This window comes from Paenarthrobacter sp. NPDC092416 (assembly GCF_044755025.1).
GTDB lineage: Bacteria > Actinomycetota > Actinomycetes > Actinomycetales > Micrococcaceae > Arthrobacter.
On sequence record NZ_JBIVQG010000007.1, the window covers coordinates 236938 to 263413 of the forward strand.

Below are 26476 nucleotides of genomic sequence, written 5' to 3' on the forward strand. Positions count from 1 at the left end.
ACCTCTTCCACCTATAGCTAACCAGACCTTCACTATATCGATTCGTGGCGGTCTACTTGAAGCATGACTTCTCAAACAACACTCCTGGAGCACTACACGGCGCTGGACTCAGCGGCAGTGTCTGATGCGCTCGACGCGCTCGGTCTGCCTCCGGGGCAGGCCGGATTCCTGCCCGTGTGGGGCACTCCGAAGATCGTGGGCTTCGCTGTGACGGTCCAGTTGGAGCCCTTTGTTCCTGGTCCCTCCGGCGCGCACATCGGTGCCACGGCCGTGGCGGACGCGGACGACACCAATGTGATCGTCGTAGCCAACGAGGGCCGCACCGATGTGTCCTGCTGGGGTGGGCTTCTGAGTTTGGGTGCATCGCTCAACGGCGTGCGTGGGGTGGTGGCTGATGGTGCGTGCCGGGATGTCCATGAAGCCAGGGAGATCGGCTTTCCCGTTTTCGCCAAAGGACGTATCCCGGCCACTGCCCGGGGACGGCTGCAGCAGCGCTCGACTGGCCAACCTGTCCAGCTGGGCGGGGTGACCGTCACCCCGGGTGACCTGATCCTGGCAGACGAGACCGGCGTCGTGGTTGTCCCCAGCAGCCACCTTGACGAGGTGCTGGAACGCGCTCAGGGCGTGGCCGCACGCGAACAAGCCATCGCCGCCGACCTGAGGGCCGGCGTCGCACTTCACGAAGCCATGCGCGATGCGCGCCTGGCTGGAATTACCGAGGAACACTAATGAACACCACCACTGAAACGTCTGTTATCGAACGACTCGCCGCGTTGCCCACCGCTTCCATTTCGGACGCGATGGATGCGCTCGGCCTGCACGGGACCCTGCACGGGTTGTCGCCGTTGACCTATGACTTCCGGGCCACGGGACCGGCGTTTACGGTGCAGTACGCACCGGCCGGCGAGTCCCGCGGCAGCGTCGGGGATTTCCTGGACGACGTCCCACCCGGTGCCGTGATCGTGATCGACAATGAAGGACGCACCGACGTCACCGTGTGGGGTGGCATCATGACCGAGGTCGCCGCCGAGCGTGGCATCGCCGGAACCGTCATCAACGGCGTCTGCCGGGACATCTCCACGTCGCTTCAGCAGAACTACCCGCTGTTCAGCCGCGGTAAGTTCATGCGCACCGGCAAGGACCGGGTCCAGTTGGTTGCCGTCCAGACCGCGGTGACCATCAACGATGTCACCATTTCACCGGCGGACATCATCTGTGCCGACGCGGACGGGGCGCTCTCGGTACCCAGCGCCCGCGCTGAAGAGGTCGCCGACCTGGCCGAAAAGATTGAAGAAACCGAAACCCGGATTGTCGCCTCAGTCAAGGCCGGTACCACCCTGGTCCAGGCCCGCAAAGACCTCGGCTACCACGACCTCCAGTGGGGTAAAAAGTGACCAATGCAGCCCGCGGACACTCCTCCGCCACTCTTTACGAAGCCTCCAAACTGCCCTGCGCGTGCGATCCCGGCCTGAAACCGGCCTGGCGCGGAGCCAAGGTCACCGGACCGGCGTTCACCGTCCGGGGCGTTGGCGGGGACAACCTCGCTTTGCACCACGCAGTCCTGAACGCACCGGCCGGAAGTGTCCTCGTTGTCGACATGCAAGGCGCCGAGCACGGTCACTGGGGCGAAATCCTTGCCGCCGCCGCCCAGCACCGCGGCATCGCGGGACTGGTGATCGACGGCGGCGTCCGCGACACCGATGAAATGGCTGAGATGGATTTTCCCGTGTTCTCCCGCAGCGTCACGGTTGTTGGAACAGCCAAAGACTACCCGGGCGACTTCACCTCCCCAGTGCGTGTGGGCGGGCTGACCGTCCGTGCCGGGGACCTGGTAGTCGGCGACTCCGACGGCGTCGTCATAGTCCCTCGCGACGCCGTGGATTCCATCCTGGACAAAGCAGACCAGCGGGTCGCCGATGAGCAACGGATCCTTGACGAAATCCGCCACGGCAAAACCAGCCTCGAGTTGTACGCCTTTTAGACGGAAAGAACCGATGACAGTCTTGTCCTCTCCCCAGCTAGGCGCTCCCGAACGGATCGCCGCCTCCAGCCGCCGCCCAGCCACCTTGGGCGCAGCAGCGCCGGGCGCCATCTCACTCGCCATGGGCGAACCCGATGCCGGTACCCCCACCGCTGTTGTGGACGCTGCCGTCCGTTCACTGATGGACGGACGGACCTGGTACTCGCCCATGACTGGAGCACCGGAACTGCGGGAGGTGCTCGCGCGGAAGATCTCCGCCGGGCACCCCCGCCCCACCACAGCGCGCGAGGTGGTGCTCACGCACGGCGGCAGCGCGGGGCTGGCCGCCGCCATGCTGGCCCTGGTCCAACCGGGGGATCGGGTGTTGATCCCGGAGCCGACTTACTCCCTCTACGCTGACCATGCCGCCATGGTCGGAGCGGACGTGGTCTGGGTCGCCGCGCGGGCTGACGGGTCGCTGGACCTCGAGGCCCTCCGGTACGAGGCTGCGACGGCCCGGATGATCATCATGTGCAACCCGGGGAACCCCACAGGCCGCATCTATTCTGCGGCGGATCTCGCCGGAATCGGCGCCTTGTTGGCTGACCACCCGGACCTGTTGCTTCTCTCCGACGAGGCCTACGGCAGCATCGTCTTCGACGAGCTTCCGTTTATATCGGCCCTGGACCTCAGCGATGTCTCATCGCAAGTGGTCTACTGCAGCACCCTGTCCAAGACCTATGCCATGACCGGGTGGCGACTCGGATTTGTTGTTGCATCCGGCCCACTCGCGGACAAGATCAACCTGATCCACCGCACCATCAACGGGCCTCTGAACACCTTCGTTCAGGATGCCGCGCTGACAGCGTTGGCGACGCCGGACGCAGACCTTCAGAAAATGACGGCGTCATACCAGGAACGGCGCAATCTGGTGCTGGAGGCACTGGCTGGAATTCCCGACGTCGAGATCCTTACGCCCCAGGGTGCGTTTTACGCGTTCCCCCGGATCAGCACTTCATTGAGTTCGGATGAGATGGTGGCCCGATTCGCCGCTGCTGGTGTCATGGTGCGCTCCGGGAGTGAGTTTGGGCCCTCCGGCGAAGGGCATGTCCGGCTCTCCTTCGCCACGGACGTCACCAGCCTGAAGGAAGGTCTGGACCGGTTCGTCACAGCAGTTGCGGCCTTCCCGCAATGACGAAGGCGGCAGTGACAATTGCGGTCTCCGGCCTGGGCTTGTCGTCGCGAGCCGAGAATGCCTTGGCACGGCACGGCATCCGGAGTGTCGAAGTACTTGTCACGTGGTCCCGGACGGAATTGCTGGCGCAAGTGGTCGGCCTGGGAGACGGCTCGTTGGACCTCATCGAAGAAGTCCTCGCGACAATGGGCCGCCAACTGGCCGTAGACAATGCGGGCAGGAATTACCGGCATTTACAGGCCAGCACCAACCAGAGACACATCAAGAACCACCACGCCTGGGCCGCACCTCAGGCATGATTCCCAACACCATATTCCACTCGATAGGAGGACTCCTTGCCTGGCCTGACCAAGCTTGAGCCTTTCACCCTTCCGCTCGATCTCGATGGAGTGCACGTCGAAGTCGCCGGCATGTACCGTTCCGGCTCTGGGACGCCGCTGGTGTTCCTGCACGGCTTCGGATCGACCAAGGAAGACTACGCCGACGTCATCCAGCAGGCAGAACTCAGCGACCGCCCGGTCCTTGCCTACGACGCACCCGGCTGCGGCGCGAGCACCTGCTCGGACCTGAACGCCATCTCAGTGCACTTCCTCGTTTGGGTCGCCAAGGAAGTCCTGACCGCGAAGGGCATCGACCGCTTTCACTTGGTGGGCCACTCCATGGGCGGGCTCACTGCCCTCTTACTGGCGGACCAAGACCCGGCCCGGGTTGTCAGTTTCGCGGACATCGAGGGCAACGTGGCCCCGGAAGACTGCTTCTTGAGCCGTCAGATCATCAGCCACTCCCACCCGGATCCCGACGGCTTTTTCAAGGACTTCCAAGACCGTGTGTGGAAGTCCCGGTTCTACTCCAGCAGCCTCTATGCCGCGAGTCTTCCCCATAAAGTTCGACCCGGAGCGGTCCGGCCCATCTTTGAATCCATGGTGGAGCTGTCCGACCACGGCAACCTCATGGATCGATTCCTGGCCCTGCCATTTCCCCGGATGTACATGTACGGGGTCCAGAACAACACCCTGTCGTATCTTCCGCTGCTGGCCGAAAAGGGAATCGAGCTCGCAGAAATATCCCGCAGCGGGCACTTCCCCATGTACTCAAACGCACCCGAAATGTGGGACCGCCTCACAGCGTTCTTCCTGGGCAGCGAGCAGGCATGAAACGCCGATGCGCGCCGCCCCTGTTCATTCGGTATGACGACTGGCCGGCCCTGATCGGTGGCCATGTCCAGATCCGTAAGCACGGAGAGCCGGTTCGCACAGGGATCGTGGACCACGCCATGGCCGACTCATCCACGCTCTGGTTAAGAAGCAGCGGCGTCCAGCCACGCCGGGCCTTCGTCCGCAAAGAAGGCTACGAGGTCTGGATCAGCCCCCGCGACCTGCAGTTCCGCACGAACCCCACGGCCAACGTCAACATCTAGATTTTGGCCACCCGCCCGGCGCTCCGGACGGCCTATCGTGAGCCGCACGAAGATGTGCGGCTCTATTCCATGGAGAAAAACATGCAAAAACCCGCACACGACAGAGCGGATGAACTGGAAAACGAACGCGAGCAGACAGGCGATGTTGCCTCAGCCGTCCGGGACTTCTCCAGCGAAGAACACGGCTATCACAAGTCCCTGAAACCGCGACAGATCCAAATGATCGCCATCGGAGGAGCCATTGGTACCGGTCTGTTCATGGGAGCCGGCGCCCGCCTTAACGGAAGCGGGCCGGCACTGGTCCTCGTCTATGCCGTCTGTGGATTCTTCGGCTTCCTGATCCTCCGGGCGTTGGGAGAACTGGTCCTGCACCGGCCATCCTCCGGCTCGTTCGTTTCCTACGCCCGGGAGTTCTACGGCGAAAAGATGGCCTACGCGGCCGGTTGGCTCTACTTCCTGAACTGGGCCATGACCTCTATAGTCGACGTCACAGCAGCGGCCCTGTACCTGAAGTTCTGGGCACCCTACTGGCCGCCGCTGCAGGAAACACCCCAGTGGCTCCTGGCCCTGATCGCCCTGGTGGTGGTGCTGTCCCTGAACCTGGTCTCGGTAAAGCTCTTCGGTGAGATGGAGTTCTGGTTCGCGCTGGTCAAAGTCATCGCCCTGGTCACCTTCCTGGTGGTCGGCGTCGTCTTCCTCCTCAGTGGCGCGGCCACCGACGTCGGCCCGACAGGCCCGGTTCTGTTCGCCGACAACGGCGGGTTCTTCCCGAACGGCGGCATCGCCCCGCTCCTTGCTGCAAGCGGGGTCATCTTCGCCTACGCCGGCATTGAACTTATTGGGACCGCGGCTGGGGAAACCAAGGAACCAGCTAAAGTCATGCCCAAGGCGATCAACAGTGTCGTCTTCCGGATCGCCGTGTTCTATGTCGGGTCCATCCTGCTGCTTTCTCTGTTGTTGCCCTTCACTGCTTACAAGGGCGGTGAGTCACCGTTTGTTACGTTCTTCTCGCACCTCGGCGACCCGCAAGCGGGCGCAACAGCCGCATCCATCATGAACTTTGTGGTGCTGACCTCCGCCCTGTCCAGCTTGAACGCGGGCCTTTATTCCACCGGCCGGATCCTGCGATCCATGGCCGTTAATGGATCCGCGCCGCGGTTCTCCGGCCGGATGAACCGCCAAGGTGTTCCGTACGGCGGCATCCTCTTCACCACGGTGGTGGCCCTTCTTGGCATTGGCCTCAACGCCCTCGTCCCATCGCAGGCCTTTGAAATCGTCCTCGAAATCTCCGCGCTGGGAATCATCGGCTGCTGGGCGACCATCATCCTGTGCCAGATGAAACTGCACAAGCTCTCGCGGTCCGGCCTGATGACGCGCCCGGGCTTCCGGCTGTTCGGGGCTCCCTATACCTCCTACCTGACCTTGGCGTTCCTGGGTTTCGTGCTCGTTTCCATGGGCTTTTCCGAAACCGGCCGCTGGGTTCTGGCCTCGCTGCTGGTGCTGATTCCGCTGTTGATCGGCGGCTGGTTTGCCGCCCGTGACGGAATAGCCGCCGCAGCCAAGGAACGCGAAGGCTACACCGGCAGCGTTCCCGTGCTGGCTAACCGTCCCGCGATTGATCAGGGCCGGGCGCCAGCGGGAAACAGCACGTCATGACACCGCGCTACCCAGGAGCCGCCACCGTTCCCGCCCTCGTTCTGACGGGACATCACGCTCCTGTCAGCGGGTGGTGGCGGCCCGACGGCGAAACAGTCCCGTTCCGCTACGTGCAGAAAGGAGCCGTCATGCCAGGACTCCGGGGGAGCACTGTCAGATGGAAGTTGGAACTGGAAACAAGGGAAGCCGCCGACCATCGGTCCTCGGGCTAACGGTTCTGCGGTACAAGCGGGCGTCTTGCCACCATCGATGATGCCCAGCTTCTGCTTGTCCTGGATGCTGGCCGTTGCACCAGTGTGGGGGATGCAACCAATCTCACTGGAACCTGAATGCGAAAGGGGTGCCGCCGGTGGTCATGGCTGGACCTCGTTGCCCGGAAACAACCGAAGCCGTTTTCGGTTACGACATCAACGCCGAATACCGCGCGCTAGGGAAGCTTAGCCAGTTCAGGCACGACGGCCGGACGCACCTCGCCTGGTACCAGCGCGTTCTAAGCAGGCTTGACCCTGATCGCGGTGCTCTTCCTTGGAACTCTCGTGGCGTCGACACTGGCCGGCTATGGGTCTGCGAGGTTTTCGTTCCCTGGAAAGAAAACCTACCCCGCGAACTGGAAGAAAGTGCCTTTATTGATGGATGCAGCCGGCTCCAGGCGCTGGTCCGCATGCAACTGTCATTGACGGTTCCGGGAATGCACCCGCCGTCGAACGCTTCAGGACGTTAACGCCGTAAGACACATGTTCGGATAGAAAGGAGGGGCATAGCGCCGGTTGATACCCAGCATAGTTTTTTGGTGTCTATCCCGGTCATCGCTTTCTGTCGATGCTTTAACCACACCAGTTCACAGATCTGGCCCCCAACTGCTGGCGACGGTGCGGGGCGGATAGCGAGAGTAGGAAACCACATGTCACCGACAGAATTTTCAGTAAACGGGCGCAGTTACGCCTTCTCGGATGCTCCGGTCGTTGTGATCTGCATTGACGGCAGCGAACCGGCGTACCACGAGCGCGCTATTGCGGCAGGCCGGATGCCCTGGCTCAGCAACCTGCTGGATTCTTCCCGAGGCACCTCATGGCCGGCGCACTGCGCTGTTCCTACGCTGACGAACCCCAACAACATGTCGATTGCCACGGGCCGGCCGCCGGCAGTCCATGGCATCTGTGGCAACTACATCCTCGATCCCGAAACAGGAGAAGAGGTGTTGATGAACGATCCCAAGTTCCTTCGCGCTCCGACCATCTTTGCTGCAGCTGCCGCGGCCGGGTTGTCGGTGGCAGTGGTCACTGCGAAGGACAAACTCTCCCGCCTCCTGGCCGCGGGGCTGACTCAGCCGGGCCTGGACCCCGCCGGTTCAGGCAGCATGGTGGACCCTGTCAACAAGGGCATTTGCTTTTCCGCGGAAAAGGCCAACCTTGCGACGGTGGAAAACAATGGGATCGACGCTGTTATGGAAATGGTCGACATGGACCTTCCCGGTGTCTATTCGGCAGAGCTCAGTGAATTTGTCCTTGCTGCCGGAGTGCGCATCCTCCAGGATCGTTCACCGGATCTGATGTACCTGACCCTCACCGATTACATCCAGCACAAGAATGCTCCGGGAACGGAAACCGCGAACGACTTCTACGCCATGATCGATCGCTATGCTGCCGCCCTGGATGAGCTCGGAGCAGTCGTAGTGATTACGGCCGACCACGGAATGAGCCCCAAACACAAGAGCGACGGAACGCCGCAGGTCGTCTACCTCGAAGAGGAAGTCAACCGCGTCCTTGGCCTTGAGGGTGACACACCTGCCGGTGGCAGTCGCGTCATTCTTCCCATCACTGACCCGTATACCGTGCACCACGGAGCTTTGGGTTCGTTCGCCAACGTCTACCTGCCGGAAGGCGCTGACAGGGAAGCTGTCCTGGCGGTGCTGGAGGGGCGGGACGGAATATCAGGTGTTTACCGTTCGGAGGAAGCTGCAGATCTCTTCGACATGCCCCTGGACAGGATGGGCGATCTGACGGTTTTGTCGGACAAGAACACTGCTCTCGGTCGGTACGCCGCCTGGCACGATCTTGGGAACCTCGAAGTGCCTCTCCGCTCCCACGGCGGATTGGGCGAACTCAACATCCCGTTCCTGGTGAATCGTGTCCTGACTGCACCCGCGGACACGGAAAGCACAGCGCCCAACGGAGACCGCGCTGTGGTTCATAACTATGATGCCTTCTGGGTGGCGACGACTCACGCCTCCGTGAACCTCGTGGGGATCAGCTGATCTGACGCTGCAGGGCCCGCCGCAGGTAGGCGGGCCCACCCGGCGCCCCGCATAGCTGGGTACGCCATTTTTATAGGTTTGCATGAAGAGAGGACTAGATATGTCCGATGTTAGCCAGCCCCAGGCCGCACTTCAGGAAAAGCCCTCGCAGAATAATTCAGAAGGTCAGAAGTATTCTACGAAACGGCAAGAACTGCGCAAGTGGCAATTTAGAATCTTCGCTCTTTCCTGGCTTGCGTACGCAGCCTTCTATTTCCCCCGTTCCGCGTTCTCTGCAGCAAAAGTCGGAATCCTCGATGAGGGATTCCTGTCGCGCCAAACATTGGGACTTCTAGACTCGGCTTATCTTGCAGCCTATGCCGTGGGTCAGTTTGTTTGGGGAGCCTGCGCCGAAAAGTATGGAACCCGCGTAGTGGTTGCCGGCGGCATGATCATGGCCGGAGTCGCCGCCCTTCTGATGGGCGTCATACCGGCCGCGGCCTTTTTCCTTCCACTGATGATCACGCAAGGACTTGCCCAATCAACCGGCTGGTCCGCCCTCAGCAAGAACATTGCCTCATTCTTTACCATCAGCAAGCGCGGACGCGCCATGGGTTTCTTCTCTACAAGCTACGCATTTGGCGGTCTGGCCGGCGCCCCCGTGACGGGCTGGGTGGCCTACTCGCTTTTTGATAGTTGGCGATGGGCTTTCATTGCCGGGACAGCCGTGATCGTCTTTGCCTTCATCCTCTTCATCATCTTCCAGCGGAACTCCCCACAGGAGGTAGGGCTTCCCGGAATTGACGAGGATCCCGCTCTTCTTGACGGGCAGCATGAGAGGCATGCCAAGGTTACCGACGTCAGTTCACGGACCAAGCTTTCTGCCAAGGACCTCTTGGCAGCCGTCCGTTACGACCGAATGGTTCTCAAGCTGGGCCTCGTATACTTTCTCATCAAGCCCGCTCGCTACGCGATCCTGCTATGGGGTCCAGTGCTCATCCTTGAAGCCATGCCGGACATCAGCACCATGACCGCGATTATGGTTCCAATCGCGTTCGGCATTACTGGAATGGTGGCACCGGTCTTGGCAGGATGGTTGTCAGACACCGTCTTTGGTGCCCGCAGGGTACCGCCCAGCGTGCTTTGCCTAGGGCTGATGGTAGTAGCGCTTGCATTGTGGCAGGTCGTGACCCAAACGGGATCCGTCTACCTGGTTATCGGACTTCTTGCCTTCATAGGCCTGACGGCTTACGCGTCCGATGCAATGATCTCAGGCGTAGCAGCGGTTGATTTTGGGACATCCAAGTATGCAGCCGGTTCCACTGGATTCGTGAACGGCTGTGGCTCCGTAGGCGCGATCCTTGGCGGACTTCTTCCAGGTTTCTTCTCAGGACCTGTCATCTTCTACACTTTCGCCATCGCAGCCTTGGTGGCCGTGGCCATTCTGCTGCCTTCCTGGAACAAGCGGCCAGTAAGCGTCTAATCATCAGGCAATGGAGCCTGACGACCTCAACCCCCAAGAGGAAAAAATGAAAAACCTTAGCGAAGCCGACCTGACACTCAACTACATAGGCGGTCAATGGCGCCCATCCACCGGTGGCGCAACTTTTCCCAACATCAATCCATCGGATGCCCGGGACATCATTGGTTACTATCCCGAGTCCTCGGCCCAGGATGCCTTGGACGCCATAGGAGCTGCCGAAAAGGCCCGCGATGAATGGGAATCTTTGGGCAGCATCAAACGTGGAGACATACTGTTTACTGCCGCGGAAATTTTGGCCAAGCGGAAAGACGAATTGGCCGCGGCAGTAACAAGGGAACAAGGCAAGTGCTTGCGGGAATCGCTGAGTGAAGCTCAACGGGCAGTCGATATCCTCCGGTATATCGCCGGCGAAGGGCGCCGACTGTCAGGTTCGACTCTGCCCGCAGACGAGCCCAGAAGCCTGGCGATAACTTGGCGAAAGCCCATCGGTATTGTTGCACTTATCACGCCCTGGAATTTCCCGTTGGCTATCCCCATCTGGAAAATTGCACCAGCCTTGCTGTCAGGCTGCACGGCCATTCTGAAGCCATCCCCGTTGGCTCCACACACGGCGGCATTGATTGTCGATGTCTTTGCAGCGGCGGGAGTGCCCGCCGGCGTCCTGAACCTCGTTCAAGGTGATCGCGAACCAGGGGAAACGCTGTGTCAACACCCCGAGGTTAGAGGCATCTCATTCACAGGTTCGCTGGGTGTCGGGCTGGCCATACAGGCAGCGGCAGCTCCCAGGCTCGCCAAAACGCAACTGGAACTAGGCGGGAAGAACGCCCTGATTGTTCTGGCCGATGCTGATCTGGACCTCGCTGCGGACGCGATCCTTCACGGAGCCTTCGGCCAAGCCGGACAACGCTGCAGTGCCACCAGTCGCGTCGTAGTTGAACGAACTGTGCGTGAAGAACTTGTGCAAAGAGTTCTAGCCCGAACAGCAGAGTTGACCATTGGAGATCCGTTTAGTGGCGGCACAAGGCTGGGGCCAGTGGTCAATGAAGCCAGATTGGCCGCTTGCCTGCAGGCCGTGGAACAAGCCCAACGCGATGGGGCGGTGATCAGGACCGGCGGGTCCGTGGTCACGGACGGTGACCTGGCATACGGCTATTACATGCAGCCAACCCTGCTCACTGAAGTTGCTCCCAACTCCGATCTGGCGATGGAGGAAGTGTTCGGACCGGTGCTGAGCGTCATTGACGCAGAGAACTTTGACCACGCGATGAACATCTCGAACTCCGTCAAATACGGCATGTCCGGCACCATCTTCACCAACAACCGTGGCTACATCTACGATGCACTCCAAAAGTTCGAGGCCGGCATGCTGCACGTCAACAGGCCAGGCGTGGGCGCGTGGCCGCATCTGCCACACATGGGATCCAAGCTGTCTCAGTACGGCCCGCCCGAGTGTTCACCGGAAACCTGGGATTTCTACATGGAATGGCGATCTGCATGCATCAGCTTTCCTGCCTGAAGATGTCCCGCTAGGTTCCTACCATGAATCTAAGCATCCAAGGGTTGAGAATTTTCATGGCAGTGGTCGAAACCGGCAGCTTCTCGGCTGCAGCAAGAAGGCTGTACATGAGTCAGCCGTCGGTCTCGGCCCAAGTCAGAAGTCTCGAAACTTCGCTCTCGGCTCATTTGTTGGATCGCGGGCCTGCAGGGGCATCCCTGACGCCCGCTGGGCACGTGCTGGCCGATCATGCCCGCAAGATCTTTGAAGTAATGGACCACGTAGGAGAGGACGTTGCAGCTGCTCAGGGAATCCAAGACCGGCAGCTGTCCATAGCCGGCACGAGCACCTTGGGTTCGTATCTTCTTCCCCGCGCCCTGAGCCGGTTCTTGGTCGGAAATGTTGGATTGCGAACCGAACTTCGCGTCGGAAATACGGAAAAGGTAGCCACCTGGTTGATTAATCGCGAAGTGAGCCTGGCCATTTGTGCAGGTGAAATCGACCATGAACAGCTCGAAAGTACCGTGATTTTCGACGACGCTTTGGTTCTCGTCGCCGGGAGGGCAAGCGCCCTGGCGGGGAGAAGCTTGGTGCCGTCGGATCTAGCCAGGGAACGGTTCCTGTTAAGGGAAATTGGGTCAGCCACCCGGTTTGACCAGGACCAGTCCCTGACTGACTGGGAACTGACCCAGGCCGAACAATGGACGGTTTGGACCTCGGAGGCGGCCAGGGAATGTGTCAGGGCGGGGCTAGGCCTGGCCTTGATTTCAGAACACGTTGTGGCACCTGACTTGCGCTCCGGCGAGCTTGTCCGACTCAATGTCCACCCAGCGCCACGCCACCGTCCTGTATCACTCGTCCGGATGGCAGGACAACTGTTGAGCCCCGTGGAGCAAGCCTTCGTCGAAATGATCCAGAAGATGCAGGCCTGGCCCTAATTTCGAGCGAGTTCCTGGCAGTATCACTGCCCTACCAGAGAAGGACACCACTGATGAATTCACCTATCAATGAAGATCACACCACTTCCTCGCCCACGGATCTCTTGATCGTCGGAGCCGGGATCGTCGGACTGGCGCATGCATTTGAGGCGGTACGCCGCGGCTTAACCGTGCGGATCATCGAACGCGACGCCCGTCCCAACGGCGCTTCCGTGCGCAACTTCGGGCACTGCTGCATCACCGCTCAGGAGGGTCGGTACTTGGAGACGGCATTCACTTCCCGTGAAGGTTGGCTGGCCGCAGCCGGCGAGGTAGGTTTTTGGGCGCCGGAAGCAGGGGCTGTTGTAGTGGCTCGAAGCCACACAGAGTTGACTGTCTTGGAACAACTGAGCGAAAAGCGGGGCCCTGACAGCGTTCAATTGCTGACCGCGAGGGAAGTATCCTCCCGCCTTGCTTCGAGCGGTTCTGCAGACGCTGCCATCATGGGCGGAGCATTTCTCCCGGCGGACCTTCGTGTGGACCCACGCACGGCGGCACCTGACATCGCAGACTGGCTCCAAAAGCAAAAGGGGGTAACCATTCATTGGGGCACAAGCGTCCGCGACGTCCATGAAGGAGGAACCGTCGTTACTTCCCGCGGAGATTTCGAAGCCGACAAAGTCCTGGTCTGTGTGGGCCATGACCTGGACTATCTTTTTCCCGAAATCGCAGCCCGCTATGAAGTTCAACGGTGCGCCCTGCAGATGGCCTTGGCGCCGGCACCGAGCGGCTATACACTCGACTCCGCCGTCCTGACCGGAACTTCAATGACTCGTTACGATGGCTTCACCACCATGCCGGCCGCTGACGCCCTTCGCCAGGAAATTTACGGCCACAGCCCGGAACTCATTGATATCGGCGCAAATGTCATGTTTACGCGGCGTCCGGATGGAACCTTGCTGCTGGGTGACAGCCATGTTTACGGACAGACCATTGGCCCGTTCCAAGACGAATGGATGACAGACAGACTCGTCCAGGAGATCGAGAAAGTTCTGGGCTCGGCGTTGACTGTAACCCAAAGGTGGCAGGGCATTTATGCATCCAGTCCCCTGACCTCCCTACTGGTCGAGGACGTCAACCCCACCACCACGGCGATCACGGTAACTTCCGGGATCGGAATGACGCTGTCGTTCGGCATAGCATCTGAGACCTTGTCCGCGCTGTAACTGCCACGCCTTAGATCGGAGGCTTACCATGCAGACTCTAGTTTCCAGTCCCTTTGGCTCCCTGCTGACAGCTATGGTCACCCCCTTCACCCCTGATGGAAAGGTGGACCTGGACCGCGCCGCAAGTCTGGCAGAGTACTTGATAGGTGAGGGGAATGATGGCGTGGTTGTTTGCGGCACCGCAGGGGAGGCGTCCACCCTTGGCGATCAGGAAAAGGAGGACCTCGTTCGGGTGGTCAAAGAAACCCTGGGGGAGCGGGCCCTGGTGATCGCCGGTACCGGAACCAACGACACCTCACGTTCAATCGAGATGGCAAAGAGGGCGGCAAAAGCAGGAGCCGACGGTCAGCTAGTAGTCACGCCGTACTACAACAAACCGACGCAGGCTGGAGTCTTTGACCATTTCACCCGCATCGCGGCCGCCACTAATATGCCCGTGATGTTGTACGACATCCCTGGTAGGGCGGGCATCGCGATATCGGGAGAAACGTTCGAGCGACTTGCTGACAATCCACAGATAGTGGCAGTCAAGGACGCGAAGGCCGACTTCAGTTCCATGATGGAGATCCTGCGCAAGACACGACTCGCCGTCTACGCTGGGGATGACGCGCTGGCATTCCCCTGGTTGTCTGCCGGGGCAGCCGGCGTGGTGAGTGTTTCAGCTAACGCCGCTCCGAGACACTTCCGCCAAATGGTAGATGCCCTCCGGACCGGGGCATGGTTGCATGCGCGGAAAATCAACGTCGAACTAACCCCGCTCATACGCGCCGTCATGGACCATGTTCCGGCTGCAGTTTCGGCTAAATTGCTGCTAAACAGGCAGGGCAGGCTGCCATGCAACGTTGTGCGTTCGCCGCTGTCCCAGCCATTGCCAACAGAAATAGCGGGCATCACTACCGAACTGCTTGACACTCAGTGGGCGCTGGCGTGACAGGAGAATCGGCAACGGAACTGCGTTCTGTTGCGCGTGCATCTCAGTGGATCATGGCCAAGGCAGCAGTGTGTGAGGGTGCCCGTCCAGCACGGTGACCATGGGTACAGCATGGTCTGGTGGCAGGATTTGGTCCAGGATCCAGGACGGCGCGTTCTTGTTCTGTCCATTGCGGCCTCAAGCCCTCGCACCGAGTGCCGTCCGCAGCCATGCTGCTGGCCAAACTATGGAAGGAAGCAGGCCTGCCTGACGGAGTGTTCCAGGTCCTGCATGGCGACTGCGGAGTCGTGTCCGGTCTGCTCACCCACCCGGGCGTGGACGCCCTTTCTTTCGTCGGTTCCACGCCGGTGGCCAAGCACATCACGGAGGTTGCGACTGCGCACGGCAAGCGGGTCCAGGCCTTGGGCGGCGCGAAGAACCACGCGATCGTGATGTCCGACGCCGACCTCGACAACGCTGCCGACCATCTGGCCGCTGCCGCGTTCGGTTCCGCCGGGCAGCGCTGTATGGCCATCTAGGTAGCCGTTGCCGTCGGCGATGCCGCTGACCTGCTGGTCAGAAAGGTCGAAGAGCGCGCCCTCGACGTCAAGGTTAAGAACGGGACGGAAGCACATCTACGGCCCGGAAGGTGTCTCTTTCTACACCCGCGGCAAGGTCATCACCTCTCGCTGGCCGGAGACAAACCACGCGTCGGGCGCCTCGTACAACTTCCGGTCGAACGAAGGCTGCGGCGGCGGCTAAATGGCGGTTCCATGGCTCTCGGCTGGGACCGCCATTTTGTCGTCTCGTGCACTGTTCGTCGTGGGAGGAGCGAGTCTGGGCTTTGAGAACTTTGATCGTGCCCAGGTCGATACCTTGCGGAAATACGTTGAAGCCCTCGGCGGCCGGCTTTGTGTCGAGGTTGAACTCGGCGACGAACGGATCCAGATCGCCTGACGGAACGCCTCGGGGCAGCCCGGGACGGCTGCCGACCTGCCCGTACAGCCTGGCTGCAATGGTGGGAACAAGCGGCGTGCACAAAGCACACACGTCGGGCTTCGGACCAGGTCGTACATCGGTCGGACCGGCTCGGATTGGCAATGTTGTAGGGAGTTCGCAGTTGCGCGCCTTGCCCAACCCTGCCGGCACATCGCGCGTCATGAACCCCGAGATCACTTCTGTCGTCAATGCCCATCCTTGTGGTTGGCCATACCTGAACTGAGCATCGATATTGCCCGCGACTTGCCTGCAGGCGACATCCCCAGTGGCCGCTCCCCGCCGTAAACGTTCATCATGAAGGTTCTTCGCTCCCGCTACCGCGGCCAGCAAGAGCGAGATCATCTTGCGGAGCTGTTGGGTGTGAGTTATTAGTGCAGGTCGTGCTCTGACTCTTGACAACCAGCGCAGGCCACCATTCAATGTTTACGTAATCATTCGGCGGTGTAGGCGATTTCGGGTGTTGGTGGGGCATTACCTGGCAGCTGGTCGCTGCACCAAAGCACCCTAAGAGATCGTGAGAACCACTTCATGGCACACCATCTACGTGTATGGGCGGGCGTCGCGGCTACGGCCGTGGCACTGACCGGCACAGTCATGTCCGGCTCCCCCGCTATGGCCGCCGAGGCGACCATAGCAAAGACCCTGATCATCGGAGTGGACGGAGCAGCCTTCGATCTTCTGGACCCGGCCGAGATGCCCCGGTTGGATGCATTGCGTGCGCAGGGCACAACATCGGTCAGCAATCTCTACGCGTCGCCAATGGCTGGGACGTGGTCCGGGCCGGGATGGGCCTCCATCGCCACCGGCGTCTGGCCGGACAAACACAACGTCGTGGACAACGGGTTTGGCTCGCCACAATTCGGAACTTACCCGGACTACCTGACACGTATCAACGAAGCATCACCATCACGCAGGACCGCGGCGATGGGGACGTGGGGGCCCATTACAACCACCATCTTCGGTCCGGGTGTGGACGTGCGGACCAAGTTCTCTACTGATGCGGAGACAACGACGGCCGCAGTCGACGCAATCTCCACGGGTTCAGTGGACGATCTCTTCTTCTACCTGGAAGACGTCGACACGGCAGGGCACAGTGTGGGTACCAATGGGGCCGACTATGGTGCGGCTCTGGCCGGCGCGGACGCGAGAATCGGCCAGATCATGGACGCGGTGGCGGCGCGCCCGGCGAACGAGGAATGGACGGTAGTTGTCACTACCGACCACGGTCATACCCCCACGGGAGGTCACGGCGGAAGTTCCGCGCTGGAGCGGCGTGTATTCGCCACGATGGTGGGCAAAGGAATCGCCGCGAACGTGACCCGGTACGACGCCAAGCTTGTGGATGTCGCCCCCACTATCATGGCCGCCGCGGGCGTGTCCGTGAAGTCCGAGTGGAATCTCGACGGAACATCCATTGGCAACCTCGCCCAGGACGCTTTCGACTCCCTGCGCCCAGTGCTCCAGCCCCGCGTTGATGAGACCGCGATCCCCGCGGGCACTCTCGGGTGGACCACGTCGACGCCTGAGGGGTGGTCAATCGACAACTCAGCGATGCCCACCGGTGGGACTGCAGAGTGGCGAGGGTGGACCTTTGCCACGGATGACTTCTGGACGGCGGCCGATCGCGATCAGCACCGCGAAACCACGGTACGTGGCCGCGACGTGATCGCGGTGGCTGACTCGGACGAATGGGATGACCAGCAGCACGCGTCCGGCCAGTTCGACTCGACGCTGGTCAGCCCCGCCTTTCCCGTTGACGGCCTGCGCCGCGCAAGCCTTAGTTACGCCACCAACTACGCCATCGATGGCCCGCAGTCAGCCACAGTCACAGTAACCTTCAATACCGGGGTCACCCAGACTCTAAAGAGCTACGACGTGGCTACGAACACGGTGGAGAAACTGCCCTTCACAGTGCCCACGGGAGCCACCACGGCTCAGTTCCGTTTCCGTTACACGGGAGAGAACAGCTTGTTCTGGGCCGTTGACGCGGTGGGCATCCAAGACGCGATCGAGGCCTCCGACATTCGCTACGTGGTCAACGCCGGCGGACAACAAACATCTGACTGGCTCTCGCTCAGCGGTGCGGCTGCCCAGGACGGCGGTCTCCTCAACAGTGCGGCCGATCAGCCCTTCGACGCAGACCCGGCCAGCGGAGCGCCCTGGGGATACGAGAGCACCGGAAGCGGCAGCAGTGGCGCATCCGACGGAAACATGTTCTCAACGTTGCGTTACGCCGTGTCCGGCCGGGACCTGACGTACCGCTTCGGAAACCTTCAGCCGGGCAAGTACACGGTTCACGCGGGGTATGCCGATCCCTGGTCCTGGGACAATCGTGGCGCCAAGGTGATCATTAACAACGAGGTTCGCGAGGCCGACCATGACTACTCATCGGAAAACCAGACCTTGGCCTACGGCAACGTCACCGTTGGCGGGGACGGCGAACTGACATTCACGCTTAGCAAGACGCGCTCCTCTGATGTGCAGTTGAGCTGGCTCATTGTCAGTGACGCGAACCCCGGGGAAACCAGTAACCCGCCGACGCACTCGGCCACCACCGCCATGCGGTGCATCGGAAACAAGGCCTACCTCACGGTCTCTGTGCAGAACACCTCGGCAGCAGCCCTGACTATCACTGTGGATACTGCCTATGGATCCAAGTCCTTGGCCGCAGTCGCCCCAGGGAAGAGTGCTTCGATCGCATTCAACAGCCGCACTGCCGTGCTCCCGGCTGGCTCCGTCAGTGTCACATCGGGTGCAACGGGTGAGTCTGCGGGCTTCACCTCGACAGTTCCCTACGTCGGCACGAGCTGCCCATAAGCAGCCAAGCATGGCCAAACAAGCCAGCGCGGCCGCGCCGTCCTACCGGGCCGGCGCGGCCGCGGGACTCCGCATGAAACGAGTTCCACTGGCGACTGAAGTCTTCCGGCAAGACCTGGCGTGGCTGTCCACCATCCCACGACGAACTCTGACATCGCGTGGCTCCGTCGTGTGTTTGTGAAGCTTTGTCAGTTCGAACACGACGACTAGGGCACGACGGCGGGACTCACCTCGCCTGCGGCTCTAGCACTTGGGGTGGACCAGATGAGTAGGGATCAAGCCGATCTACCTGCGCATGGCTTGGCGGGTGGAATCGAACAACGCCATCTTGGCGCCTCCGACCTCGTCTGACGCGCAGGTCTGGCGGGGTGTCAACCATCCACACTGAGCGGTTGTTTACTCCTCGATCTCGCCGCCGAAGGTACGGAGATGTTGCCGGAATGTCATGTTGGGATCATTGTTCCGGGCAGCCTGGTATTCGGTGAGCCGGGCTTGGTTCCTGAAGGTTGTGCCCATGAGCATGCGGGCCGCTTGAGTTCGTTCCGTGTCCCGGATGGTTGTCGCGGTGTCGGCCACCTCTTGGGCGCGGTTGAGGGGGATGAAGAGGACGCCATCGTCGTCGCCGAGTACGAAGTCATCGGGGGAGGCGGTGTGTGGACCGCACTTTGCCGTGCTGAGGGCCGCGGGATCGCGGGGGTCCAGGCGTTGAGGCCCGACAGGAAGGGCCCCTTGGCTGAAGATGGGGAGCCGGATGGTCTTGAGCTCGGAGGTGTCGCGGTGCAAGCCCCAGACGACGATGCCGGCCATGCCGGCTCGGCTGGCTTCGAGGGTGACAAGGTCTCCGACGCACGCCTCATCCTGCCTGCCGTCGTTGTCCACTACCAGGACATCGCCTGGGGAAGCTCGATCGATGGCCTCAAGGAAGACGTCTACGCTGCCGGTGTGGCGGGCTGGTGCGACGCGGCCTACAAGGTGGGTTCCGGTCCAGAGCGGGGTGGTGCCGGTTGGTGCGCAGCGCACGTCGATTCCGAGGCGCATGCAGGCATCGGCCACGTGCGGGGTGGTGAGGTCCAGATAGGTGCGGTGAAGCTGTTCTGAGTGCAAGGCTATGGTCTCCGCTTTCTCGTAATGGTGGGTGATTGCCGGAAGGGTTCATGGGCTCCAGTGCAGGACTTGTTCAATGAGCAGGAACATTCCGATCAGGATCATCGCGGCCCCCGATACGCGGGTGACCCAACGGGCTGCGCTGGGTCGGGTCTTTAGCACGGCGCGTGCTCCGGTTCCCACGCAGATGTAGATGATTGCGCAGCTGGCGACGTGGATTAGTCCAAGGGCGATGATTTGGGCCCACATCGGCCAGGCGTTGTTGGTGTTGGTGAACTGGGGGAGGAGGGCCAGGAACAGGAGGAAGACCTTGGGGTTCAGGCCGCTGATCCCGGCGCCTTTGACGGCCTGGCGGGCCCAGCTGCCATCGATGCTTTCGCCGGCTTGCGGGACGGATGGGTTCCTGAGCATTCCCAGTCCGAGCCACACCAGGTACGCGGACCCGGCAATGGTGAGGACGCTCAACACCAGGGGAGATCCTGCAAGCAACGCCCCGACCCCCGCTGCCACGATCAGGGTGGCGGCGAGGTGCCCGCTGAGCAGTCCCGCAACGGCTGGAATGACGGTCCGGTGACGGAGGCCTGCTGAGATCGCGTAGGCCCAGTCCGCTCCGGGTGTCACCACGAACAGGAAAGACACCGCCCAAAAAGCGGCCATGGTCCCAAGCGGCATCCGTACTCCTTTGGGTAAAGATCCCGCGTGTCCGGGACTCCACAAAGAAGTTTACGGAAGGAGGGCTGGAATGTGCTTTCAATTTCTTTGGCTCACAAGACTAAAACGGGAATAATCTTCCTTATGGACAAGGTTGATAGGAAGATTCTTGCTGAGCTGCAGTTGGATGGTCGGCTGTCCCTGACGGATTTGGCTGAGCGTGTGGGTTTGAGCCTGTCGCCTTGCCACCGAAGGCTGCGTGCCCTGGAAGAGTCGCATGCCATCAGCGGATACCGCGCACAGTTGGATGCAGAGGCCCTGGGCCTGACGTTTGAAGCATTGGTGTTCGTGACCATGCGTGACGGGGACAGGGCCACGGTGGCGGCCTTCGAAGAAGCTGTCGCCGAGATCCGTAACGTACTGAGAGCGCAGCGTCTCTTCGGGGACCCCGACTATCTGCTCCAAGTCGTCGCAAAAGACGTGCGGGAATTCCAGAGGCTCTACGACGAGCAACTCTCAGACCTGCCTGGCGTTCAGCGGTTGACTTCTACTCTGGTCATGAAGAACGTCGTGGAGAACCAGCCGCTACCACTATGACTCCTAAGTTTTCGTCATTATGTGGTCGACCAGTTAGCGATCGCGGAGTACCATGGCCGTAAGACTTGAAGGGATTATCCATGACTGCACCATCCGTCAACACAGCCGACCTTTACGATGAGCTCGGGGAGGACATTCAGTCCATCGCCATTCAGTTCCAATCGCTCGGCGCCAGAACCCACTTCAGCGGACCGGCCAGAACGGTCCGTTGTTTCGAAGACAATGCGTTGCTCAAATCCGTAGTTTCAGGACCTGGCGAAGGCGCCGTCCTGGTGGTCGACGGGGGCGGCTCGCTCTCCCGGGCGCTCATGGGCGATATGATCGCCGAGATCGCCGTTTCGAATGGCTGGTCCGGAGTGATCATCAATGGAGCAATCCGCGATCGTGAAGCGATTTCCAGCCTTCCTCTTGGTGTGAAAGCATTAGGCAGCAATCCAAGAAAAAGTACCAAAACCGGTGCAGGTGAGACTGACGTCGAGCTGACCCTCGCAGGCGTCATCATCAAGCCGGGCGCCATGGTGTACTGCGATCCAGATGGAGTTCTCGTTGAGCGCTGACCCAGCCGTTGCCGAGCCTGCCCCTCGCGCCACCCGCCGTAAGCGGGCGGTCCCCTCAGTGACCGGATTGAAGCCTGTCAGTGTGGTTCATGCCGAGCCGGCTTCCTCTGAAGTGGCCAAGGCACTACTGGATTACATCTTTTCCGGGCAGGTGGCGCCAGGGGAGAAGTTGCCGTCGGAACGTCAACTGAGCGAGTCCTTTGGTGTGGGGCGTTCGGTTGTCCGCGAAGGGATCAAGTCACTGGGCCTTCTGGGGCTGGTGGAATTCCGGCATGGTGGGGGAACGTTCCTTCGAAACGCCAACTCAGAGCTCCTCCCCAGGGTAATCGAGTGGGGGCTGATGCTTGGCGAGCGACGAACGTCGGACCTCGTGGAGGCCCGCCAGCACATTGAGCGCGTTACTGCGGGGCTGGCAGCGACTCGAAGGACGGATGCGGACCTCAAGCGCATCAAGAAGGCGCTTGACGCCATGGGCGTTGCCAAGACGACTGAGGACTTCGTCTCCGCTGACGTAGACTTCCACCTCGCCGTCGCCGACGCCTCGGGTAACACGGTCCTGGCGAACATGCTCAAGAACATCGCAGCGCTTTTGCGCGTGTGGATCCATCGCGTGATGGACGCCGAAACGTCATTCGACGGTTCGCACGCGGAGCACACGCCCGTGTACGAGGCCATCCTTGCCGGAGACGCCGAGGGGGCTTCGGGCTCTATGGCCGAGCATATGGATGCCGCCAGCGGCCGCCTCATGGCCACACTGAAGTCTGCTGAATAGCCGGCACAACGACACCGACCGAGCGGGGAAGCGGATATGCTTCCCCGCTTTTTTGCGCCCGGAACCGCTGTCTCAGCGCTACGACCGACGAATCAAGCTAAGTGGTTGACTGGCCGACCACTATTGCCGCATGCTTGGTGTGCGAGGCAAATTCAATCAGAACTTCCCGCAACTAAGTGGTTGACTGGCCGACCACTTAGCCTCATGATTATGTGAGCAGCCTCACTGGCTGAGCATCACCAGTCACGGGGAACCAATCACTACCAGCCGTGCAGCCTCAAGGGAGAGAAGCAATGACTGAATTCAAGAAGGCCCTGCCCACCGGGCCCCGTCGCCGGACGGTCATGACCGTCGGCGCAGCAGCAGCGATCGCCGCTGTGATGGGCCTGACTGCCTGCGGTGGAGGATCCGAGACGGCGCAGACGCCGGCCCCGGAGAACTCCATCGCCGTGGGCCAGTACCCGGATTACTACCCGGCCGATTACAAGGACCTGGTGGCAGCAGCCGAGAAGGAAGGCGGCGAGCTGACCATTTACTCCAACACGGACCAGGAGAACTGGGATCCGATTCTGCGGGACTTCAAGAAGAAATACCCCTTCGTCACCAAGATCGCGGCGAACAACCTGGACAGCGACGAAGTCTTCCAGAAGGCATTGAGCGAGAAGGCTACCAACGCCTCCAGCGCCGATGTCTTCGTGTCCAACGCCGCCGGGGCGTGGGCGGACTTCGCCGCCCGTGACGGCATGTTGGCTAAGTACACCTCGCCTGAATTGGCCAAGGTTCCCGAATTCGCTTCCCTCCTTCCCGGGGTGGTGGCGATGTCCGCGGACCCGCAGACCATCGCCTTCAACACCTCGCTCCTTACGGAGAAGCCCGAGAGCCTGGAGGGCTTGGCCTCACAGATCAAGGCAAAGCCTTCGGACTTCACGAACATGATTGGCGTCCGGGATACCACCGGCGCCTTCGGGTTCACCATGTTTTACAACCTGACCGAGGCCAAGCCGAAGTCGTGGGAGTCCATAGAGACGATCCTTTCTGCTTCCCGCCCGGAAACGTCCTCGGGTACCTTGTCTGAAAAGGTCCTCGCAGGCGAGTACAAGGCCGGGGTTCTGGTCACCGCAGCTCCGGCGTTCCCGGTGGTGAAGAACAGCAACGGCTTGTTCGACATCGCCCTTCCGAAGGACGGCACAGTAGTTATCCCTCGTGGGCTCGGCATTTCCGCTGACGCGCCCCACCCGGCGACCGCCAAGCTCTTCCAGGACTTCGTGATCTCCCAGGAAGGACAGCAGGCTGTTCTTGAAGGTGGTTTGTCCTCCTACCGCGATGGCGTGAAGTCAGTCCAGTTCGCCCTCACCTACCAGGACGTCGTGTCCAAGGTCGGCGAAGAGAACGTGATCATGGCCCCGTACGAGTCGGTCCCCGCGGACAAGGTGAAGGCATTCACCGACCGCTGGCAGAGCCTCCTCAAGTAACCCGCTGTGCAAGGATCTGGAACCAAGACCATGAAAACACTCCCCGAAGTCGCCGAGGCGCCGACGCAGACGCCGGCGCGAACTGAATTCCCGGCACCGAAGTATCGCAGGATCCTCGGTGCGGACCGCAGCCAGTTGCTCTACTGGGCGACGATTGTCATTCTCGCGCTCCTTGTCCTTGCACCTGTGGTCCCCACGCTGTACCAGTCGGTGATGGACCGTCCTCTGTACGAGGAGGGCGGTCTGTTCACCACAGAGAACTTCACCAGGCTCTTCACTGAAGGCGGCTTCGGCCAGGTTGCACTGAACACGCTGATGTTCGCAGTGCTGACAACCGTTATGACGCTGCTGATCGCAGTGCCGATGGCCATCGTCGTCGTTCGAACCAATATCCCCGGCCGGAAATTTTTCGGAACCGCCATGCAGTGGCCGTTCTTCATCTCATCCTTGATCCTCGGGTTCGGCTGGATCACCATGTACGGCCCGGCCGGCTTCGCCAGTGTCCAGGTCAAGAGGGTCCTGGGTTTCCTCCCGTGGGACCTCTACACGATCCCGGGAATGGCGATCACTGAAGCCGTGGCCCTGGCTCCAATAGCCTACGTTTTCTGCGCCAATGCCCTGCGTAACTCCGACGCTTCGCTCGAAGGAGCGGCACAAACCGTAGGCGCCGGACCGTTCAGGATCCTCTGGTCAGTCATCATTCCGATGCTTCGCCCGCCCATGGTCTACAGCTCGGTCCTGGTGTTCAGCATGTCCATCGAAACCCTGTCCATCCCGTTGCTGTACGGACAGCCGGTCGGCATCACCGTCTTCGCGACCTTCCTCTACAAAAACGGGCTCCAGTCCATCGACCCGGACTACGGCATCCTGGGTGCCGCATCGGTCATCATCCTGCTCGTGACCATCCTTCTTGTCGCGGTGCAGGCCAAGCTCCTCAAAGACGCCAAGCGGTTCGTCTCCGTTCGGGGCAAGGCAACCCGGCCCCGTTTGCTGGACCTTGGCTGGATCAAGTGGCTCTCGGTCGCCTTCATCTCCGTCTACGTCGTCATTGGCGCCCTGGTTCCGATCCTGGGTTTGGTGATGCGCTCCTTCACCAAGGTCTTCACGCCCCTGCAGAACCCCTTGCAGTCCCTCACCATGGGCAACTACCAGCGCATCTTCGACTTCCCCGTTTACCTGGCCTCCATCCGCAACAGCCTGATCGTCGCCGGCGTCGGCGCCGTTCTGGTCAGCGTCCTGGCCGTAGTGGCAGTGGTGGTCGCCAAGCGGTCCACGTTCCGGTACCGCAAGGTCATCGAGTATCTGGCCCTGGCACCGCAAGCCATGCCCGGCCTGATCATCGGCATTGGCCTCTTCTGGGCGTTCTCGTTCCTGCCGTTCAACATGGGGTCCTTCGTCCAGGGCACCATCTGGGCGATCATCATCGGCTTCGGCCTCCGCGCCCTGCCCAGTGCCTTCGGCTCCATCTCCCCGGCTGTCATGCAAATCGGTGAAGAACTGGACAACGCCGCCCGCGTCAACGGAGCGGACTGGATGCGCATGTTCATCCGGGTCCTGGCCAAGCTCCTCACCCCCGCCTTCGTCGCCGCCATGGTGCTGACTTTCGTGGTCATGATGAAGGAATACTCCCCGGCGATCTTCCTCGGATCTGCCGACACGAACATCATTGGCACCACGATGCTCGAGCTCTGGGTCCAGGGCAACACCGGATCAGTGGCCGCCCTGGCCACCATTCAAATCGCTATCACTGCAGCCTTCGTCGGCATCGCCGGCCTGCTCATGAAAGGTAAGAAAGATGCCTGACGTCGTAGTCAAGAATCTCCGCAAAGACTTCGGAGGCATCACTGTCCTCCACGAAGTGAGCTTCACCATCAAGGACGGGGAGTTCTTCACCCTCCTTGGCCCCTCAGGCTGTGGCAAGTCCACTACTTTGTCCTGCCTGGCAGGCTTGGAACAACCCACGTCGGGATCCATCGCCGTTGGTACCACCGTCCTGGTGGACGATTCCTCCAATAAGTTCGTTCCACCGGAGGAGCGCAACCTGGGCATGGTGTTCCAGTCCTACGCGCTCTGGCCGCACATGACGCTGGCTGAGAACCTGGCGATGCCGCTGAACATCCGCAAGGTCCCCAAGGCCGAGCAGAAGACCCTGATCCACGACGCGTTGGACAAAGTGGGCTTGGCGCATCTGGCGCAAAGGTACCCGCACCAGCTCTCCGGTGGCCAGCAGCAACGCGTGGCCCTGGCCCGGGCCCTTGTCTACTCACCCAAGGTCCTGCTCCTGGACGAACCCTTGTCCAACCTCGACGCCAAGCTGCGCGAGCAAGCCAGGGTCTGGCTCAAACGCCTCCAGTCAGAGCTCGGCATCACCACCGTTTACGTCACTCACGACCAGGAAGAAGCCCTGGCCATGAGTGACCGCATCGCGGTCATGTCCAATGGCAACATGCTTCAGGTCGCCCCGCCCGAGGAGATCTACGAACGCCCCGCCACTGCCGAAGTCGCCGCCTTCATCGGCCGCTCCAACTTCCTCGACGGCACCATCACCTCAACCATCGGGGACCGGGCAGTGGTCCGGCTTGAAGACACCGGCGAAACGGTCACCGCCGTTCTGACCGGCGAAATGCACGACGGCGACTCGGTCACCGTGGCGTTCCGTCCGGAGAAGGCCTCCCTCGCACCGGTGGACGACTCCGTACCGTCCGGTCATGTGGGGCTTCCCGTGGAAATCCTCACGACGTCGTACGTCGGTTCCCGCTATGAGTACGAGCTTCGCTACGGAGCACGCACCTTGGCCGTAGACAGCAAGAGCAACATTTATCGGGGCGACTTGATGCTGATCGTTCCCATTGAGGCCTTGCGTCTCTACCCCCGCGCCAATGTGGTCTCAGCCGACGCCGCCGAACTCATGGCAGTCATTCACTGATTCCTGGTCCGTCAACGAGACCTGGTTATAAAGAAAAGGAAATACCGTGACTACATCCAAGCAGTACCGATTGGCAGTTCTGAACGGCG

Annotated in this window: 25 protein-coding genes and 1 pseudogene; 24 read left to right on the forward strand and 2 right to left on the reverse strand. The window is 61.1% G+C overall.

Annotation, left to right across the window (positions count from 1 at the left end):
* The first annotated feature begins 63 nt into the window (after positions 1-63).
* The 18 genes and pseudogenes from ACIQC5_RS15065 (at position 64) to ACIQC5_RS15150 (ending at position 18489) form a co-directional block, all read left to right on the forward strand.
* Positions 64-729, forward strand: coding sequence for an RraA family protein (locus ACIQC5_RS15065; protein ID WP_400283800.1), 666 nt, complete (start codon positions 64-66; stop codon positions 727-729).
* Positions 729-1394, forward strand: coding sequence for an RraA family protein (locus ACIQC5_RS15070; RefSeq protein ID WP_400283803.1), 666 nt, complete (start codon positions 729-731; stop codon positions 1392-1394). Before ACIQC5_RS15065 ends, ACIQC5_RS15070 begins: the two co-directional genes overlap by 1 nt.
* On the forward strand, positions 1391-1981 hold the full coding sequence (locus tag ACIQC5_RS15075) for an RraA family protein (RefSeq protein WP_400283806.1): 591 nt from the start codon (positions 1391-1393) through the stop codon (positions 1979-1981). The genes ACIQC5_RS15070 and ACIQC5_RS15075 overlap by 4 nt, the downstream gene beginning before the upstream one ends.
* A 13-nt stretch (positions 1982-1994) precedes the next feature.
* The gene (locus ACIQC5_RS15080; RefSeq protein ID WP_400283809.1) at positions 1995-3155 is read left to right on the forward strand and encodes a pyridoxal phosphate-dependent aminotransferase; all 1161 of its coding nucleotides are present in this window, start codon (positions 1995-1997) and stop codon (positions 3153-3155) included.
* A gap of 11 nt (positions 3156-3166) precedes the next feature.
* Positions 3167-3454: a DNA-directed RNA polymerase subunit alpha C-terminal domain-containing protein gene (locus ACIQC5_RS15085; protein ID WP_400283812.1), complete on the forward strand. Its 288-nt coding sequence runs from the start codon at positions 3167-3169 to the stop codon at positions 3452-3454.
* Positions 3455-3490: 36 nt separating this feature from the next.
* Complete coding sequence (locus tag ACIQC5_RS15090; RefSeq protein WP_400283814.1) at positions 3491-4309, forward strand: alpha/beta fold hydrolase; 819 nt, start codon at positions 3491-3493, stop codon at positions 4307-4309.
* Positions 4306-4572 (forward strand): hypothetical protein, encoded by a 267-nt coding sequence (locus ACIQC5_RS15095; RefSeq protein WP_400283817.1) that lies wholly within the window; start codon positions 4306-4308, stop codon positions 4570-4572. The genes ACIQC5_RS15090 and ACIQC5_RS15095 overlap by 4 nt, the downstream gene beginning before the upstream one ends.
* A gap of 81 nt (positions 4573-4653) precedes the next feature.
* A complete protein-coding gene (locus ACIQC5_RS15100; RefSeq protein WP_400283820.1) occupies positions 4654-6228 on the forward strand; it encodes an amino acid permease in 1575 nt (524 codons plus the stop codon).
* A 901-nt stretch (positions 6229-7129) separates the two neighbouring features.
* Entirely contained in the window at positions 7130-8482 is a 1353-nt protein-coding gene (phnA, locus tag ACIQC5_RS15105) for a phosphonoacetate hydrolase (RefSeq protein ID WP_400283823.1), read from the forward strand.
* 100 nt (positions 8483-8582) lie between these two features.
* Positions 8583-9944 carry an MFS transporter gene (locus ACIQC5_RS15110; RefSeq protein ID WP_400283826.1) on the forward strand — a complete coding sequence of 454 codons (1362 nt, stop codon included), beginning with the start codon at positions 8583-8585 and terminating at the stop codon, positions 9942-9944.
* 46 nt (positions 9945-9990) lie between these two features.
* Positions 9991-11460, forward strand: coding sequence for an aldehyde dehydrogenase family protein (locus ACIQC5_RS15115; RefSeq protein WP_400283829.1), 1470 nt, complete (start codon positions 9991-9993; stop codon positions 11458-11460).
* 23 nt (positions 11461-11483) lie between these two features.
* Entirely contained in the window at positions 11484-12377 is an 894-nt protein-coding gene (locus ACIQC5_RS15120) for a LysR family transcriptional regulator (RefSeq protein ID WP_400283832.1), read from the forward strand.
* A gap of 53 nt (positions 12378-12430) precedes the next feature.
* Positions 12431-13582, forward strand: coding sequence for a TIGR03364 family FAD-dependent oxidoreductase (locus ACIQC5_RS15125; RefSeq protein WP_400283835.1), 1152 nt, complete (start codon positions 12431-12433; stop codon positions 13580-13582).
* 28 nt (positions 13583-13610) lie between these two features.
* The gene (gene dapA / locus ACIQC5_RS15130; RefSeq protein WP_400283838.1) at positions 13611-14513 is read left to right on the forward strand and encodes a 4-hydroxy-tetrahydrodipicolinate synthase; all 903 of its coding nucleotides are present in this window, start codon (positions 13611-13613) and stop codon (positions 14511-14513) included.
* A gap of 176 nt (positions 14514-14689) precedes the next feature.
* Positions 14690-15254: pseudogene (locus tag ACIQC5_RS15135) on the forward strand (aldehyde dehydrogenase family protein); the annotation flags it as partial.
* A gap of 36 nt (positions 15255-15290) precedes the next feature.
* Positions 15291-15449, forward strand: coding sequence for a hypothetical protein (locus ACIQC5_RS15140; RefSeq protein WP_400283841.1), 159 nt, complete (start codon positions 15291-15293; stop codon positions 15447-15449).
* Between the two features lie 570 nt (positions 15450-16019).
* A complete protein-coding gene (locus ACIQC5_RS15145) occupies positions 16020-18308 on the forward strand; it encodes an alkaline phosphatase family protein (RefSeq protein WP_400283843.1) in 2289 nt (762 codons plus the stop codon).
* A 10-nt stretch (positions 18309-18318) separates the two neighbouring features.
* A complete protein-coding gene (locus ACIQC5_RS15150) occupies positions 18319-18489 on the forward strand; it encodes a hypothetical protein (protein WP_400283846.1) in 171 nt (56 codons plus the stop codon).
* Between the two features lie 215 nt (positions 18490-18704).
* Here ACIQC5_RS15150 and ACIQC5_RS15155 read toward each other — a convergent pair whose 3' ends face one another.
* Together ACIQC5_RS15155 and ACIQC5_RS15160 are read right to left on the reverse strand one after the other, a co-directional pair.
* Complete coding sequence (locus ACIQC5_RS15155; protein WP_400283849.1) at positions 18705-19412, reverse strand: RraA family protein; 708 nt, start codon at positions 19410-19412, stop codon at positions 18705-18707.
* A 48-nt stretch (positions 19413-19460) separates the two neighbouring features.
* Positions 19461-20084, reverse strand: coding sequence for a LysE family translocator (locus ACIQC5_RS15160; RefSeq protein WP_400283852.1), 624 nt, complete (start codon positions 20082-20084; stop codon positions 19461-19463).
* A 123-nt stretch (positions 20085-20207) separates the two neighbouring features.
* Here ACIQC5_RS15160 and ACIQC5_RS15165 point away from each other — a divergent pair, with 123 nt between their 5' ends.
* The 6 genes from ACIQC5_RS15165 to ACIQC5_RS15190 all read left to right on the forward strand — a co-directional run bounded on the left by ACIQC5_RS15165 (position 20208) and on the right by ACIQC5_RS15190 (position 26387).
* Positions 20208-20660: an Lrp/AsnC family transcriptional regulator gene (locus ACIQC5_RS15165; protein WP_400283855.1), complete on the forward strand. Its 453-nt coding sequence runs from the start codon at positions 20208-20210 to the stop codon at positions 20658-20660.
* Positions 20661-20740: 80 nt separating this feature from the next.
* Complete coding sequence (gene rraA, locus ACIQC5_RS15170) at positions 20741-21217, forward strand: ribonuclease E activity regulator RraA (protein ID WP_400283858.1); 477 nt, start codon at positions 20741-20743, stop codon at positions 21215-21217.
* On the forward strand, positions 21207-21989 hold the full coding sequence (locus ACIQC5_RS15175) for a FadR/GntR family transcriptional regulator (protein WP_400283861.1): 783 nt from the start codon (positions 21207-21209) through the stop codon (positions 21987-21989). The genes rraA and ACIQC5_RS15175 overlap by 11 nt, the downstream gene beginning before the upstream one ends.
* 293 nt (positions 21990-22282) lie before the next feature.
* Positions 22283-23461, forward strand: coding sequence for an ABC transporter substrate-binding protein (locus ACIQC5_RS15180; protein ID WP_400283864.1), 1179 nt, complete (start codon positions 22283-22285; stop codon positions 23459-23461).
* A gap of 30 nt (positions 23462-23491) precedes the next feature.
* Positions 23492-25264, forward strand: coding sequence for an ABC transporter permease (locus ACIQC5_RS15185; protein WP_400283867.1), 1773 nt, complete (start codon positions 23492-23494; stop codon positions 25262-25264).
* Positions 25257-26387, forward strand: coding sequence for an ABC transporter ATP-binding protein (locus ACIQC5_RS15190; protein ID WP_400283869.1), 1131 nt, complete (start codon positions 25257-25259; stop codon positions 26385-26387). The genes ACIQC5_RS15185 and ACIQC5_RS15190 overlap by 8 nt, the downstream gene beginning before the upstream one ends.
* Positions 26388-26476: the final 89 nt, after the last annotated feature.